This window comes from Streptomyces mirabilis (assembly GCF_039503195.1).
GTDB lineage: Bacteria > Actinomycetota > Actinomycetes > Streptomycetales > Streptomycetaceae > Streptomyces > Streptomyces mirabilis_D.
Genome location: NZ_JBCJKP010000001.1, coordinates 4,803,757 through 4,818,001, shown reverse-complemented (window position 1 = coordinate 4,818,001; position 14,245 = coordinate 4,803,757). Strand labels below are relative to the sequence as shown.

Annotated in this window: 16 protein-coding genes; 11 read left to right on the top strand and 5 right to left on the bottom strand. The window is 71.8% G+C overall.

Translation table 11 applies throughout. The features are described 5' to 3' along the window. Positions 1-204 precede the first annotated feature (204 nt). The 4 genes from AAFF41_RS22245 (at position 205) to AAFF41_RS22230 (ending at position 2,849) form a co-directional block, all read left to right on the top strand. A complete protein-coding gene (locus AAFF41_RS22245) occupies positions 205-657 on the top strand; it encodes a DoxX family protein (protein WP_319748804.1) in 453 nt (150 codons plus the stop codon). 31 nt (positions 658-688) lie between these two features. Beyond that, a complete protein-coding gene (locus AAFF41_RS22240) occupies positions 689-1,219 on the top strand; it encodes a Zn-ribbon domain-containing OB-fold protein (RefSeq protein WP_343324511.1) in 531 nt (176 codons plus the stop codon). A gap of 30 nt (positions 1,220-1,249) precedes the next feature. Continuing rightward, complete coding sequence (locus AAFF41_RS22235) at positions 1,250-1,873, top strand: GNAT family N-acetyltransferase (RefSeq protein WP_319748806.1); 624 nt, start codon at positions 1,250-1,252, stop codon at positions 1,871-1,873. Between the two features lie 76 nt (positions 1,874-1,949). Then, positions 1,950-2,849: a GNAT family N-acetyltransferase gene (locus AAFF41_RS22230; RefSeq protein WP_319748807.1), complete on the top strand. Its 900-nt coding sequence runs from the start codon at positions 1,950-1,952 to the stop codon at positions 2,847-2,849. Positions 2,850-2,932: 83 nt separating this feature from the next. On the opposite strand, the gene AAFF41_RS22225 is transcribed toward AAFF41_RS22230, so the two are convergent. Beyond that, complete coding sequence (locus tag AAFF41_RS22225) at positions 2,933-3,838, bottom strand: SDR family oxidoreductase (RefSeq protein WP_343324510.1); 906 nt, start codon at positions 3,836-3,838, stop codon at positions 2,933-2,935. A 207-nt stretch (positions 3,839-4,045) separates the two neighbouring features. On the opposite strand from AAFF41_RS22225, the gene AAFF41_RS22220 reads away from it, so the two are divergent. Further along, positions 4,046-5,023: a LysR family transcriptional regulator gene (locus AAFF41_RS22220; protein ID WP_343324509.1), complete on the top strand. Its 978-nt coding sequence runs from the start codon at positions 4,046-4,048 to the stop codon at positions 5,021-5,023. Here the strand turns inward: AAFF41_RS22220 and AAFF41_RS22215 are convergent. Beyond that, complete coding sequence (locus AAFF41_RS22215; RefSeq protein WP_343324508.1) at positions 4,960-5,631, bottom strand: pyridoxine/pyridoxamine 5'-phosphate oxidase; 672 nt, start codon at positions 5,629-5,631, stop codon at positions 4,960-4,962. The two genes, AAFF41_RS22220 and AAFF41_RS22215, sit on opposite strands and share 64 nt — an antisense overlap. Before the next feature lie 10 nt (positions 5,632-5,641). Further along, positions 5,642-6,049: a hypothetical protein gene (locus AAFF41_RS22210; protein WP_319748811.1), complete on the bottom strand. Its 408-nt coding sequence runs from the start codon at positions 6,047-6,049 to the stop codon at positions 5,642-5,644. A 71-nt stretch (positions 6,050-6,120) separates the two neighbouring features. Here AAFF41_RS22210 and AAFF41_RS22205 point away from each other — a divergent pair, with 71 nt between their 5' ends. Together AAFF41_RS22205 and AAFF41_RS22200 are read left to right on the top strand one after the other, a co-directional pair. Next, positions 6,121-6,951 (top strand): helix-turn-helix domain-containing protein, encoded by an 831-nt coding sequence (locus tag AAFF41_RS22205; RefSeq protein ID WP_343324507.1) that lies wholly within the window; start codon positions 6,121-6,123, stop codon positions 6,949-6,951. Then, positions 6,948-7,127 (top strand): DUF397 domain-containing protein, encoded by a 180-nt coding sequence (locus AAFF41_RS22200; RefSeq protein WP_319748812.1) that lies wholly within the window; start codon positions 6,948-6,950, stop codon positions 7,125-7,127. The genes AAFF41_RS22205 and AAFF41_RS22200 overlap by 4 nt, the downstream gene beginning before the upstream one ends. A 10-nt stretch (positions 7,128-7,137) precedes the next feature. Here the strand turns inward: AAFF41_RS22200 and AAFF41_RS22195 are convergent, their stop codons facing one another. Continuing rightward, the gene (locus tag AAFF41_RS22195) at positions 7,138-8,307 is read right to left on the bottom strand and encodes a thiolase C-terminal domain-containing protein (RefSeq protein ID WP_319748813.1); all 1,170 of its coding nucleotides are present in this window, start codon (positions 8,305-8,307) and stop codon (positions 7,138-7,140) included. A gap of 114 nt (positions 8,308-8,421) precedes the next feature. Here AAFF41_RS22195 and AAFF41_RS22190 point away from each other — a divergent pair, with 114 nt between their 5' ends. Next, positions 8,422-9,612, top strand: coding sequence for an acyl-CoA dehydrogenase family protein (locus AAFF41_RS22190; RefSeq protein ID WP_319748866.1), 1,191 nt, complete (start codon positions 8,422-8,424; stop codon positions 9,610-9,612). Then, positions 9,612-10,148 carry a nitroreductase family deazaflavin-dependent oxidoreductase gene (locus tag AAFF41_RS22185; protein WP_343324506.1) on the top strand — a complete coding sequence of 179 codons (537 nt, stop codon included), beginning with the start codon at positions 9,612-9,614 and terminating at the stop codon, positions 10,146-10,148. Before AAFF41_RS22190 ends, AAFF41_RS22185 begins: the two co-directional genes overlap by 1 nt. A gap of 41 nt (positions 10,149-10,189) precedes the next feature. Here the strand turns inward: AAFF41_RS22185 and AAFF41_RS22180 are convergent, their stop codons facing one another. After that, a complete protein-coding gene (locus AAFF41_RS22180; RefSeq protein ID WP_054234406.1) occupies positions 10,190-10,825 on the bottom strand; it encodes a TetR family transcriptional regulator in 636 nt (211 codons plus the stop codon). A gap of 166 nt (positions 10,826-10,991) precedes the next feature. Here AAFF41_RS22180 and kbpA point away from each other — a divergent pair, with 166 nt between their 5' ends. Further along, a complete protein-coding gene (gene kbpA / locus AAFF41_RS22175) occupies positions 10,992-11,744 on the top strand; it encodes an AfsK-binding protein KbpA (protein WP_343324505.1) in 753 nt (250 codons plus the stop codon). A gap of 160 nt (positions 11,745-11,904) precedes the next feature. Then, positions 11,905-14,232, top strand: coding sequence for a serine/threonine-protein kinase (locus AAFF41_RS22170; protein ID WP_319748816.1), 2,328 nt, complete (start codon positions 11,905-11,907; stop codon positions 14,230-14,232). Positions 14,233-14,245 lie beyond the last annotated feature (13 nt).

Below are 14,245 nucleotides of genomic sequence, written 5' to 3'. Positions count from 1 at the left end.
TTGATAGGTCTCGGTCAAGCCCGGAATCGGTTGCGAACTGATCACGACTGTAGGAGGAGTGGGTGGGGCCGGTGGCGTAGGTCACTCGGTTGTGTTCGAAGAGGGGGGACGAGTGAAGGGGAGGGCGGCCCACGCCTCTTGCGCGGGCGTGCTCCGTGCGCTGAACTGACGTACCGTCAGAAATCGAAGGGGGCGTGGACTGCCATGGACACGATCTGGCTCGGCGGAGCGGAGTGGCTGGCCGTGCTGCGGATCGGGCTCGGGCTGTGGTGGCTGGAGAGTTGGCGGCACAAGGACAAGAAGGGCTGGTTCGAGCGGGGGACCGGGATCGCCTGGGCGGCGGACGTCGCGGGCAAGCACCGGTGGAACGCGGTGCGCTCCGGCTTCGACGTCGTGGTCGCGCCCCGGCCGCGGACGATGGCGTACGTCGTCGTGTACGCGGAGTTGGCCCTCGGGCTGGGACTGGTGGCCGGGTTCCTGACGCCGATCGCGCTGGTCGGCGGGCTGCTCCTCAACGTCCTGTACTTCACCCTCATGATCCACGACTGGGCCGAGCAGGGGCAGAACGCGATGATGGCGCTGATCTCGGGCGTCGCCTTCTTCGGGATGGGGTGGCAGACGTGGTCGTTGGACAGTGCGATGGGCCTGTTCTCGTGAGGGGCGTGTCGACCGGGGTCGGGGTGTGCTCATGAGCGGGGAGCGCGCGTCGAGCGAGGAGCGTCCGTCGGGCGAAGTGCGTGCCGCGGACAGGGCGCCCGCGTCGGGCGGGGCGCGTTTCGATCTGCCCGAGGTCGATGCCTTCACCCGGCCGTACTGGGACGCGGCGGCGGAGGGTCGGCTGCTGATCCGCCACTGCGCGGGCTGCGACCGGGCCCACCACTACCCCCGGGAGTTCTGCCCGCACTGCTGGAGCGAGGACGTGCGCTGGCGGCCCGCGAGCGGGCACGCCACGCTCTACACCTGGTCCGTCGTGCACCGCAACGACCTCCCGCCGTTCGGCGAGCGGGTGCCGTACGTCGCCGCGGTCGTCGACCTCGCGGAGGGGCCGCGCATGATGACCGAGGTGGTGGAGTGCGAGGACGGCGCGCTGCGGATCGGGATGGGGCTGGAGGTCACGTTCAGGGCGGGGGTGCCCGTGTTCCGGCCACGGTCCGGCGCTGTTTCGTTTCCTTCCCCCGCCGTCCCATCCCCCTCCTCCGCGTCGAAAACCACTTCCTGAACCCCTTTGGGCCCCGTGAATAATGGCCGGATGTCCGACGTTCACGAGAAGTCCCTCGCCCATCCCTTCCCCGTGGTCGACGGCCACGGCCTGCGGCTTCGCCCCTGGGACCCGGAGTCCGAGGCCGATGTCGCGACCTGGCTGCGCGGGCTGTCCGACCCGGAGTTCCAGCGCTGGAACACCCCGGTCAAGATCGTCCGGGACCTGGACAGCGCCCGTGACTCGCTCCGCTCGCGCGCCGAGGCCGTCGCCGACGGCACCGCCGTCGCCTTCTGCATCACGGACGCGGCCACCGGTACGACCCTCGGTCACATAGGCGTCAACGACATCAACCACGTCATACGCGTCGGCATCGTCGGCTACTGGGTCCTTCCGGAGGCCCGCGGTCACCAGGTCGCCACCCGTGCCCTCGCCCTGGCCGCCCGCTACGCCTTCGGCGCCGTCCGTCTGCACCGCGTCGAACTGGGCCACGCCCTCGGCCACGACGCGTCCTGCCGGATCGCCGAGCGGTGCGGGTTCCCGTACGAGGGGACGCTGCGGGAGGCGATGTTCGAGTCGGGGCGGCACGACGCGTTCCGGGACGTACACCTGCACGCACGGATCGCGACGGACCCGGAGCCGACGCTGCCGCCGACGGGCTCCGGGCCCCGGTAGAACCCGGTCCGGCACGGTGCGCGGGGCCGGGAAAACCGGAGGCACCGGGCATGCCGTGCGCGGGATCATGCCGGGTATGACTCGTGACGCGCGTGGCTGGGTGTTCACCCACGATCTGGACGAATTCCTCACCAGCGCGGGGGACTTCCTGCGCTCGCGGCCCGCGGCGCACACCGTGGCGCTGTCCGTGACCGACGCGCTGCGCAGACGAGGGCCGGACGTGTACGGGGAGGAGGCACCGTTCTTCGGCCGGTTCGCCGACGCCGACAGGGCGGAGGAAGGGGAGGACGACGGGGTCGGTGCGGTGTCGGCCGTGCTGTTCCACACCCCGCCGTACCAGCTCAACCTCACCGACCTCCCGGCGGAGGGCATCGACGCGCTGGCCGCGCGGCTCGCGGACGAGGGGTACTCGTTCCCGGGCGTCGGCGGTCCGGTGGACACGGCCGCCGAGTTCGCCGCCGCCTGGGAGCGCCACGCCGGCGCGCGGGCCCAACTCAGAAGAAGCGAACGGCTGTACCGGCTCGGTACGCTCACGCCGCCGACGCCCGTTCCGCCGGGCCGCGCCCGGGTGGCCGGCGAGAGCGACCACGCGCTCGTCGCGCGCTGGTACTCCGAGTTCGCCGGGATCTTCGGGCGGAACGAGAGGCAGGACCCGGACCGCTGGGCCGAGAGCCGACTCGCGTACGGCGGTGTCACGCTCTGGGAGACGCCGGACGGCACGCCGGTGGCCATGGCCGGAGCGACCCCCCTGATCGCCGGGCAGATCCGGGTCGCTCCCGTCTACACCCCGGCACCCCTGCGCGGACGCGGCTACGCGGGGGCCGCCACCGCCGAGGTCAGCAGGGCCGCGCTGGCCGGCGGAGCGGACGAGGTGCTCCTCTTCACCGACCTCGCCAATCCGACCAGCAACGGCCTCTACCAGCGCATCGGTTACCGCCCCGTCGCCGACTTCGCCGTCTACGACTTCGCGAAGTAGCCGTCTGCGACAACCCGTCTGCGACAACCCGTCTACGACTTCGCGAAGTAGCCGTCTACGACAACCCGTCTGCGACAACCCGTCTACGACTTCGCGAAGTAGTGGCCCTCTTCGAGGTCCTCGACGAGGCCGGGCCGCTCGGGGTGCCATCCCAGCCGCTTCCGCGTGAGGGTGCTCGACGCAGGGATGTCCCTCGCGAAGAAGTGTCCGAGCCAGCCGAAGTGGTCGGCCGCCTCCTCGCGAGGGATGGCGGCGACCGGCAGCTTCAGGTATCGGCCGACGGCGTCGGCGATGTCGCGGACCGGTACGCCCTCGTCGCCGACCGCGTGCAGCCGCGTGCCGCCCGGCGCCTCCTCCAGGGCCAGCCGGTACAGGTGCGCGGCGTCGAGCCGGTGCCCGGCGGCCCAGCGGTTGGAGCCGTCGCCGGGGTAGGCGGAGCCGCCCTTCGCCCGGGCGACGGCGATGATGTGCGGGACGAAACCGTGGTCCCCCTCGCCGTGCACCGACGGCGGCAGCCGCACCACCGAGGCCCGCACCCCGCGCTCGGCGAACGACAGTGCCGCCGCCTCCCCCGGGATCCGGGCCGCCGCGGGCGAGGAGAGATCCTGCTCGTCGTCCTCGGTCGCGACACGGCCAGGCACGAGCGTGAGACCGGCGGTCCCGGAGGTCACGACGAAGGGCCGACCGGATCCCACGAGCGTCTCGCCGAGCGTCCGGATGGCGTGGATCTCCGTCCGGGCGGCGGCGGCGAAGTCGGAGGAGCCGTGCTGGAACGCCGTGTGGATCACGCCGTCCGCCGCGCCCGCGGCCGCCCGCAGGCTGTCGAGGTCGTCGAGAGCGCCACGGTGCGCTTCCGCCCCCGCGGCCGTCAGCGACGCGGCGGCCCGGTCCGAGCGGGCGAGGCCGAGGACCCGGTGTCCCGCGTCCAGCAGTTCGCGTACGACGGAGCTGCCGACGAATCCGGTGGCCCCGGTGACGAACACACGCATGGTGCACTCCAAAAAGGTGATGAGGTCCGGCCCGGCGGTTCCCCGCCCGGTGGTTCCCCGCCCAGGTGATTCCGGATCCACCGTGCGGCCACGTGGGGTCGCCCGTCCAAGGCCTGTATCGCAATGGCACATGCGTTTCAGGCATCACCGCAGGTCAATGGCGAAGGCTTGCGATCAGCCCGCAGTCACGGGGAATACCATGAAGACATGACGCCCGACTCGTCGCCGCAGGAGCAGCCTTCGCCTCCGGTCGACCTCGACCTGCGGCTCGTGCGGTACTTCACGGTCGTCGCCGAGCACCGGCACTTCGGCCGGGCCGCCACGGCCCTGTGCATCGCCCAGCCGTCCCTGAGCCGGCAGATCCGCCGCCTCGAACAACAGCTCGGCGCCCGGCTGCTGGACCGTACCCCGCAGGGCAGTCGGCTCACCGAGGCGGGCGAGGTCTTCCTGCCCCAGGCCAAGGCGCTGCTGCGCTCGGCCACTCAGGCCGCGGCGCGCACCCGGGCCGCCGCCCAGCCCAGCCGTGTCACCATCGGCTACACCTCCAGCATCATCGTCACCCCGGCGGTGCGCGAGATGCGCCGGCTGCACCCGGACGCCGAGGTGGTCGCCCAGCACCTCGTCTGGAACGACGCCCACGCGGCCCTGGTCGAGCACCGGGTGGACGTGGCCGTGACCCGCCTCCCGATGCGGACCGACCAGCTCCACGTCACGATCCTCTACGACGAGCCCCGCCTGCTCCTCGTCCCCCTCGACCACCGCCTGGCCGGCAAGGAATCCGTCACCCTCGACGACATCGCCGACGAACCCCTGCCCCGGGTGTCCGACGCGTCCTGGAACGCGTTCTGGCGCATCGACCCGCGGCCCGACGGCAGCCGGGCGCCCGACGGTCCGCTCATCGAGGCACTGGAGGACAAGTTCGAATTCATCGCCTCCGGGCAGGCCGTGGGCATCGTGCCGGCCGACCCGCGCGCCGACAGCATCCGCCCCGACCTCACCACGGTCCCCCTGCACGGCGTCGAACCGAGCCACGTCGTGCTCGCGACCCGCGCCGACGACCGAAGCCGCCTTGTGGCGGCCTTCCGCAAGTGCGCCCAGGCCCACCTGGCCCCTCCCGTGCCTCAGGGCCAGAGCAGCTCCTTGCGCCAGCCACCGCCCTCCGGAGAAGGTTCCGTGCGGCGGTAGACGAGACGTACGTGCCGACGCCTCGCGTCACCCTGGAAGAACTCCACCTCTTGCGGCCGGAGGCGGTAGAGGGTCCACGTCGGGGCCGGGGCGTCGGGCTCGCGCCGTGCGCGGTCCCAGGCCTCGTCCGAGACCCGCCGCAACTCCGCTACGGAACCCAGCACTTCACTCTGCCCGCCCACGAGCGCGGCGGCCAGCGCCCCCGTCGAACGGGCGTGCAGATCCGCCTGCCCCTCCTCGGCCGGGGCCACCTCGACCGGCCCCCGCAGCCGGATCTGACGGCCCTGGGCGGGCCAGTAGAACCCCAGAGCCGCGTACGGGCGCGCGGCCAGCTGGCGGCCCTTGCGGCTGGTGACATGGCTCGCGAAGGCCCAGCCGTCCGCGTCCGCGCCGTGCAGCATGACGATCCGGACGTCGGGCAGCCCGTCCTCGTCCGCCGTCGCCAGCGACATCGTGTGCGGTTCGCTCTGCCCCGCCGCGACCGCGTCCGCGAACCACTCCGTGAACAGGGGGAGTGGTTCGGCGGGTGCGGATGCCGGGTCGAAGGAGGGCAGCTCTACGTCCCACACCCGCAGTGACCTGAGCAGCTCGTGAAGATCCGTTCCCATGCCCCGAGTATCACTCGGAGTTCCGGCAAAGCTGCGCCATGAGCACCCCGTGCAGCAGCTCCGCGTCCACGAACTCACCCACCTCCGGTGCGCCGTGCCCCCAGCTCAGCGGGTACGTGTTCCCCTCCGGCGCGGGCACGCCCACGTACTCGTCGTGCGCCGAGCGTGTGAACCGGCGGGCGCCGGGCGGCCAGTCGTGCTCCGCGCCCTCGCCGGGCGCCAGCAGGAAGTACGTCCAGCGGCAGCCGTTGGATTCCCTGACGACCGGTCCGGGGTGACCGTCGGTGAGCGCGGCGAGGTGGTGCAGCACGGCTTCCCCGCGTACGCCGCACACGCGGATGGCGTCGAAGTGGACCCCGGCGAGGCGTAGTTGAAGACCGGACCTCGGGACCCAATTCGGGGTGAGTTTGTTCGTCATGACTATGAGCGTGACGGTGGTTGCGTAGCGTGACTAGGTGGACACGGTCCACATTGCTGGTTGTGGGGAGGATGGTGGTCGTTGTGGGGACGAATGGTGGGGCGTCCGTGGGGCGCAGGTTGGTGGGGGAGTTGTTGCGCATTCAGCGGGGGCGGCGGGGGCTTACGCAGAAGGAGGCCGGGGAGTTGTTGCTGGTCTCCGAGTCGATCTTCGGTGCGTACGAGAGGGCCGAGCGGATCCCGCCGATCGAGTTCCTCAAGGATGCGGACAAGGGGCTGGATGCGAGGGGTGCACTCATCGCATGCATCGAGATCACCGAGAAGGAGAAGTATCCGCCGACGTTCCTGGACTGGGTGCGGCTAGAGCGGCACGCGCGGGTGATCAGCGCGTACGAGACCATGCTGATCCCCGGGTTGCTCCAGACCCCGGCGTACACCCAGACGCTGTACGAAGCGCGGCGACCGGCGTACACCGAGGAGGAGATCGATCGTCACGTCACCGCCCGACTCGAGCGGCAGGCAGTGCTGACGCGTGACTCACCGCCGTATGTGGGCTACGTGATCGAAGAATCCGTACTGGAACGGGATCTCGGGGGCGCGGAGGTGTTGAAGGAGCAGTTGCTGCACATCTTGGAGTGCAGCCGGGCGATGAAACAGCACCTCACGGTCCAGGTGATGCCGACCAAGCGGCACACGCATGCGGGAATGCATGGTCCGTTGCAACTGATGGGCACGGAAGAAGGGCGCATGCTCGTGTACCAGGAATGGCATGGCGGCGCTACGGTGATCTCCAAGCCGGAGCAGGTGAACGACCTGTTCGAACTTTTCGGCATCCTGCGGGCGCAGGCGCTCAACCCCTGGGAGTCCGCGGAGCTCATCGAGCAGAAGGCGGGAGAACTTTGAACACGAACGAACTTGCCTGGTTCAAGTCGAGCTACAGCAGCAATGAGGGCGGCGCCTGCCTCGAAATAGCCACCGCCCCCACCGCCATCCACATCCGCGACTCAAAGAACCACACCGGCCCCACCCTCACCATCACCCCCACCACTTGGACGGCCTTCCTCCGTACCGTCCGCTGAGGCGGTCGGCTCACCCCCGTCCCAGCACCACCGTCCCCGACGAGCAGAACCACCCGCCCGTCCCGGAGGCCACCGCCAGCTCGGGAAGGCGTCCGCCCGTCTTCCTGACCTGGCGTTCCCCGGCCTCCCCGCGCAGTTGCCGCACGGCCTCCACCAGGAGGAACAGGCCCCGCATCCCCGGATGCTGGGCCGAGAGTCCACCCCCGTCCGTGTTCACCGGCAGCTCTCCGCCCACCGTCAGGCGCCCCTTCTCCACGAACTGACCGCCCTCGCCCTTCGCACAGAAGCCCAGGTCCTCCAGGGTCACGAGGGTCATGTACGTGAAGGCGTCGTAGAGCTCGGCCACGTCGATCTCGTCGGGCCGCACCCCCGCCCGCTCGAAGGCGAGGCGTCCGCTCACCGCGGCGGGGGAGACGGTGAAGTCCGGCCACTCGGACATCGTCGTGTGTGAGACGTGCTCGCCGGTGCCGAGGATCCACACCGGGGCCGTACGGCAGTCCCGTACGTACTCCTCGGCCGCCAGCAGCACCGCCGCGCCGCCGTCGGAGCGCAGACAGCAGTGCAGCTTGGTGAAGGGGTCGGCGATCATCGGGCCGGACAGGACGTCGTCGGTGGTGATCGGGGTGCGGAACATCGCCTCCGGGTTCAGCGCCGCGTTCGCCCGCGCCTGGACGGCCACCGAGGCGAGCTGTTCGAGTGTCGTGCCGTACGCGTGCATGTGGCGGCGCGCGGCCATCGCGTACTTGGCGATGAGCGTGTGGCCGTAGGGGACCTCGAACTGGAGGGGGCCCCGGGCGCCGAAGGAGAGATTGCCGGTGCGGCGGCCCGCCTTGATGTCGGCGCGGGCGGTCGAGCCGTAGACGAGGAGGACGGCCTCGGCGTGCCCCGCCGCGATCGCGTCCGTCGCGTGCGCCGCCATGGCCTCCCAGGTGGAGCCGCCGACGGCGGTGGAGTCGACCCAGGTGGGGCGCAGGCCCAGGTACTCGGCTACCTCGACCGGCGGCAGTGCGCCGAGGCCGGCCGACGCGAACCCGTCGACCAGTGAGCGGTCCATCCCCGCGTCCGCCAGCGCGCGCCTGGCGGCCTGGGCGTGCAGGGCGTAGGGCGTCGCGTCGTCCACGCGACCGCAGTCCGAGAGGGAGACACCCACCACGGCGACCTTGCGCTTCCCCGGAGTCATGAATCTGACGGTACATCAGTTATGGCGGCGCGCGGGAGGTCGTCGTGGCTCTGGGCATCCGTACCGCACGGCGCTAATGTGACGGACCGTCAGATCGGGAGAAAGGGCCTGGCCATGGACGCCCGTTTCACCGCCGAACAGGACGAGATCCGCCGCACCCTGCGGGAACTCCTGCTCAAGCGCTGCGGTCCGGAGGAAGTGCGGTCGGCCGTGCGCACCGGGGTCGGATACGACGCCGGGCTCTGGGAGACCCTCGCGCGGCAGCTCGGGCTGCCGGGGCTCGCCCTGCCCACGGCGTACGGCGGGGTCGGCTGTTCGTTCGCCGATCTCGCCCTCGCCTGCGAGGAGTCGGGGCGGGTCCTCGCGCCCTCGCCGCTGCTCGCCACGGCCGCCCTCGCGGCCCCGCTGATCCTCGCCCTCGGCACCGACGCCCAGCGTGCCGGGCTGCTGCCCAGGATCGCGGCAGGCGACCTGACCGCCGCCCTCGCGGTACCGGGTGCCGGGCTCCCCACCGCGCTCGGCCTGGTCGGCGACAACGGCGGGGACTGGGCGGGCGGCGGACGGGCCGGGGGCGTCCAGGCCCGGCCGGGCGAGGAGGGCGGCTGGCGCCTCTACGGGGAGGTGGAACGCGTCCTCGACGGGCACAGCGCCGGGCTCCTGCTGGTCGCCGCGCACACCGGGGGGTTCGCCCGGGCCCGGACGCGGATCTTCCTGGTGGCGGAGGGCGCCCAGGGGCTCGTACGGATGCGGCAGACGTCGTTGGACGAGACGCGGGCGCAGGGGCGGGTGCAACTGCGTCAGGTGCGGGCCGAGGTGCTCGGTGAGGAGGACGGCGACGTGCTCGGCGCGCTCGCCTCCGTCGGGGACGGCGCCGCCGCCGTGCTCGCCGTCGAAGCCGTCGGTGCCGCCGACCGGGCGCTGGAGCGGACCATCGCCCATGTGCGGCAGCGGGAGCAGTTCGGGCGGGCGATCGGATCCTTCCAGGCGGTGAAGCACCGGCTCGCGGACGTGTACGTGCGGGTGCAGGCGGCGCGGTCCGCCGCGTACTACGCCGCCTGGGCGGCGGGCGCGGGGGACGAGCGGGTCGGCGGGCTCGCGCTCGCCCAGGGGCTGGAGGCGCTGCGTACGGCCGCCGCCGAGGCGATCCAGCTGCACGGCGGCATCGGCTTCACCTGGGAGCACGAGGCCCAGCTGTACTTCAAGCGCGCGGCCGGCGACGAACTGCTCTTCGGGCCCGTGCACCGGCTGCGGGCGTACGCCGCCGACGCGGCGCGGCTCTTCGACGGCGCGGAGGTGGCGGTCTGATGGCGCCCGGAATCCGGTCGCGACTCGTCGTGCGGAGTGTGCAGAAGGTGTCCTCGACGCGGGCCTTCGCCCGGATCGCCCCGCACCTCGTCCCCGCCATGGACCGCGCGGTGCACCGGCTGACGCGCGGCAAGGTGCTGCTCAGCGCGCAGCTGCTGCCGGGGATCGTGCTGACGGTGCGGGGCGCCCGCAGTGGGCTGGAGCGGCGTACACCACTGGCCTGTATGCCGGAGGGGGAGGGCGGCTGGATTCTCGTCGGGTCCAACTTCGGGCGTCCCGATCATCCGGCCTGGACCGCCAACCTTCTCGCCCGTCCGGACGCCGTCATCAGCTGGCAGGGCGAGGACATCCCGGTGAGGGCCCGTCTGCTGGAGGGGGAGGAGCGGGACGCGGCGTGGAAGGCGGTGCTGGCGTTCTGGCCGCCGTACGCCACGTACCAGGCGCGGATCGACCGGGAGATCAGGCTGTTTCGCATCGTGCGCCGCGGCACACAGCGCAGCAGGCGGCAGTCCACGAGTGGACTGCCGCCTGCATGACAGGACGCGGGCCGAAGGGGGCCCCAAGAGATGCGGCCGCGCTACTTGGTCGGTTTTTTTCCGGTCACCCCGAGGTGCACCAACAGCGCCAGGTTCGGCTTGAGTTCGGCTTGCTTGACGCCCCAGGTCTGGAAGCCCTTCTGGTGCGAGGCCACCGCGGCGAGCATCGCGACGAGGGAACCGGCGATCGCCGCGGGGTTCACGTCCTTGTCGACCTTGCCCTTGGACTGGAGCTCGGAGACGGAGTCCGCGAGGGAGTTGTTCACCGAGTTCAGGATCTTCATGCGGATCTTGTAGAAGCGTTTGTCGCCCTCGGCGGCGCCCAGGTCGACCACGCGCAGGATCGCCTCGTTCTTCCGCCAGAACTCCAGGAAACCGTCCACGAGTTCCTGCGCGGTCGCCCAGCCGGCCTTGCCGACCCAGGAGCGTCCTTCGAGGAGCTGGGTCAACCCGGCGCCCTCCGCGGCCATTTGCTCGGCGATCTCCAGGACGGCGCCTTCGACGTCCGGAAAGTACTGGTAGAAAGTCGCCGGCGACGTGCCCGCCTTCCGGGCGACATCGATGACTTTGACGTCCCGGTACGGCGACGAGCTGAGCATTTCACTGAGGCAGTCGAGCAGTTTCTGCCTGGTCGCCTGCCCTCGCCGTCCGGCCACGCGGCCGTCGACGGTACGCACTTGTCCTGTCATGCCGTCAGCTTACCGAGGGGTGATCGGAGCGCGATTCGGCCGACTGCAAATGGGGTGCGTGGGGGAGTGCGGGCGGTGAGTGGGGGCCCTGGGCGATGCCCGGGAGTGTCCGGGTCGTCGCGCGGAGTGGATGAAAGGCCGTTAACTTGGCCGCATGGCCGTATCCCGTGCGTCCGACGCAACGCACGCCTACCTGGAGGGCGTCCCCTGTTGGGTCGACGCGCAGCTTCCCGATGTGGAGGCGGGCAGGCGTTTCTACGGTGAGCTGTTCGGCTGGACCTTCGGGGAGGGGTTCGAGCCGCACATGGAGGGCGTGTGGGCCCGCCATCACGGGGAGCCCGTCGCCGCCCTCGCACCCAAGCGGGACGGCCGGATGCCCACCGTGTGGACGGTGTCCTTCGCGACCCCGGACGTCGCCGCGCTCGCGGCCCGGATCCAGGCGGCGGGCGGGCAGGTGATCACCGCGCCCACCCGGCTGGGCCCCTACGGTACGACCGCCCTCGCGACCGACCCCGAGGGCGGGGTCTTCGGCCTGTGGCAGGCGGGCACCCATCCCGGTTTCGGCGAGCGGCACGAGCCGGGCTCCTTCTGCTGGGCCGAGCTGTACGCGCGGGACCCGGAAACCGTCGACCGTTTCTACGGCACCCTGTTCCACGAAGCCCTGTTCGGCCCCGACGCCTCGCCCGACTTCGGCCGCGCCCCGGTCTCCGGCGTCTTCCCGGCCGAGATGCCGCCGCACTTCCTCGTCCACTTCGGAGTGGAGGACGTCGACGCGGCTCTCGGTACGGTGAACCGGCTCGGCGGACGCGTCCAGGCACCCCCTTTCGACACCTCGTACGGAAGGGCGGCCGTCGTCACGGACAATCAAGGGGCGTCGTTCGCCGTACTCCAAGTACGGGGCCGGTGATTTTGTCCCGAGACACCCCGTTCCGCCCCCGGGTTCGCAACCTGTGGCGCGGACAGGAAGAATCGGGGTGCGTGCCGCCATGGCGGTGCGGTGGTGAGACGCTGCACGGGGCTGCGTTCATACGTGGATGACGTGGCTCGTACGGGGAGGTGGCAGGCAAGTGGTGGATCAGCTGACACAGCACGATCCGCGGCGGATCGGGCCGTTCGAGGTGCTGGGACGGCTGGGTGCCGGCGGCATGGGGCTGGTCTATCTCGCGCGCTCGGCTTCGGGCCGGCGCGTGGCGATCAAGACGGTCAGGACCGAGCTCGCCGAGGACCAGCTGTTCCGGGTCCGCTTCACTCGTGAGGTGGAGGCCGCGCGAGCGGTCTCCGGCTTCTACACGGCGGCCGTGGTCGACGCCGACCCGCGCGCGGCCGTGCCGTGGCTGGCCACCGCGTACGTTCCCGCGCCCTCCCTCGAGGAAATAGTGAACGAGTGCGGGCCGCTCCCGGCCCAGGCGGTGCGCTGGCTGGCGGCGGGCGTCGCGGAGGCCCTCCAGTCGATCCACGGCGCCGGGCTCGTCCACCGCGACCTGAAGCCCTCGAACGTGCTGGTGGTGGAGGACGGGCCGCGGGTCATCGACTTCGGCATCGCCTCCGGCGTTTCGAACACCCGTTTGACGATGACGAACGTCGCCGTCGGCACCCCGGCCTACATGTCCCCCGAACAGGCGAAGGACTCGCGCAGCGTGACGGGCGCGAGCGATGTCTTCTCGCTCGGCTCGATGCTGGTGTTCGCCGCCACCGGGCACGCGCCCTTCCACGGCGCCAACCCCGTCGAGACGGTCTTCATGCTGCTGCGGGAAGGCCCCGACCTGGAGGGCCTCCCGGACGAGCTGCGCCCCCTCATCGAGTCCTGCATGCAGATGGAGGCGACCGGCCGTCCCAACCCCGCCGACCTCCAGGCCCAGTTGGCACCCCACCTCTTCGGCTCCGGCTCCGACGACAGCGGTACGGCGTCGGCGTGGCTGCCCGAGCGGGCGGTGGGCCTGATCGAGTCGCGCCGCGGGGGCCGTCCGCCGGTGAAGCCGCAGTCCTCCGGCGGTCGCAGCGGGGGCGGACGCGGCCCCGCCCTGCCCCCTCCCCCCTCGCACGCTCCCTTGCCCGTCGGGGCGCCCGACGCGGGTCCCGTGCGGCTCGCGGGCGGTCAGGTGCCCATCGGCCCCGGGCCGCGCGTCGCCGACGCCCGTGCCGCCGCCGTGAAGGCACCTCCTCCGGAGGCGGGACTCGCCGCCTCCTGGTCCCGCCCGCGCGTCGGCGTCAACGGCGCCGACCCCGCGTCGGCGGTCGCTCCGCCGCCCGCCCCGGACTCCCCGTCCGGCTGGCGGCCCTGGCGCTTCCGCATGTCGAACGACGTATGGGGTACGCCCTCCGTCGCGGGCGACCTCGTCTACGTCACCTCCTTCGAAGTCCACGCCCTGGACGTGGCGACCGGCCGCCGCCGCTTCAAGACGCGGGACGTGGCCTGGTCCATGGCGGTCGCGGACGGCCGTATCCACGCCTCCGACGGCCCGACCCTCTTCGCCCTGAACGCGCGGGAGGGCGCGGACCTGTGGCGACTGTCCACGGACGCCTGGGTGTACTCCCTGAAGGCCGACCGCGGGACCGTCATCACCGGTACGCGCGGGGGCGGCGTGCAGGCCTGGGAGGCCTCCAACGGCCAGAAACTCTGGGAGATCACCGGTGCCCAGAGCGACTTCGAGTCCCCGGAGGCCGGGCCCGCCGTCCACGACGGCACGGTGTACGTCTGGAAGGACGCCCGGCTGCGTGCCCTGGAGGCCCGTACGGGCGAGGAGCGGTGGTCGTACCCGATCGGCGACGCGGCGTCGTGCGGGGGCGTACCCGTACGGATCACCTCCGCCCCCGACGGCTACGTCTACATCTCCGCGGGTACTCGCGTCCTCGCCGTCGACGTCGCCGGCGGGCACGTGCGCTGGCACTTCGAGGCCCCCGCGGTCTTCCTCTCCCCGCCGACCTTCGTGCCGGGCCCCGCGGTCACGGGAGGCGGCGTCTACCTCGCCGACTACCTCGGCACGGTGTACGCCCTCGACGCGACGGACGGTCGCGACCGCTGGCGCATCGCGACCGAGGCCCGCTCCTCGATCGATCCCGTCCTGGTCGCGGCCGGCCACGTCCACGTCGGCAGCGGCAAGGGGTTGTACACCCTCGACGCGGTCACCGGCACCCCGAAGTGGCGCTTCCAGGCCGGGGGCGACCTCGTGGGCGCGCCCGCGGTCGCCGAGGGCCGCATCCACTTCGGCTCCACGGACCATCTCCTCTACACCCTGAAGGCGGACGACGGGCGGCTTCGGTGGAAGCTGGCGACGGGCGGGGAGATCACCGGTGCGCCGGTGGTCAAGGACGGGGTGGTGTACGCGTGCAGCAAGGACCGGTGCGTGTACGCGCTGGACGCGGAGAAGGGGACGGGCACGGCCCGCACGACGTAGGGCCGACCGGGTC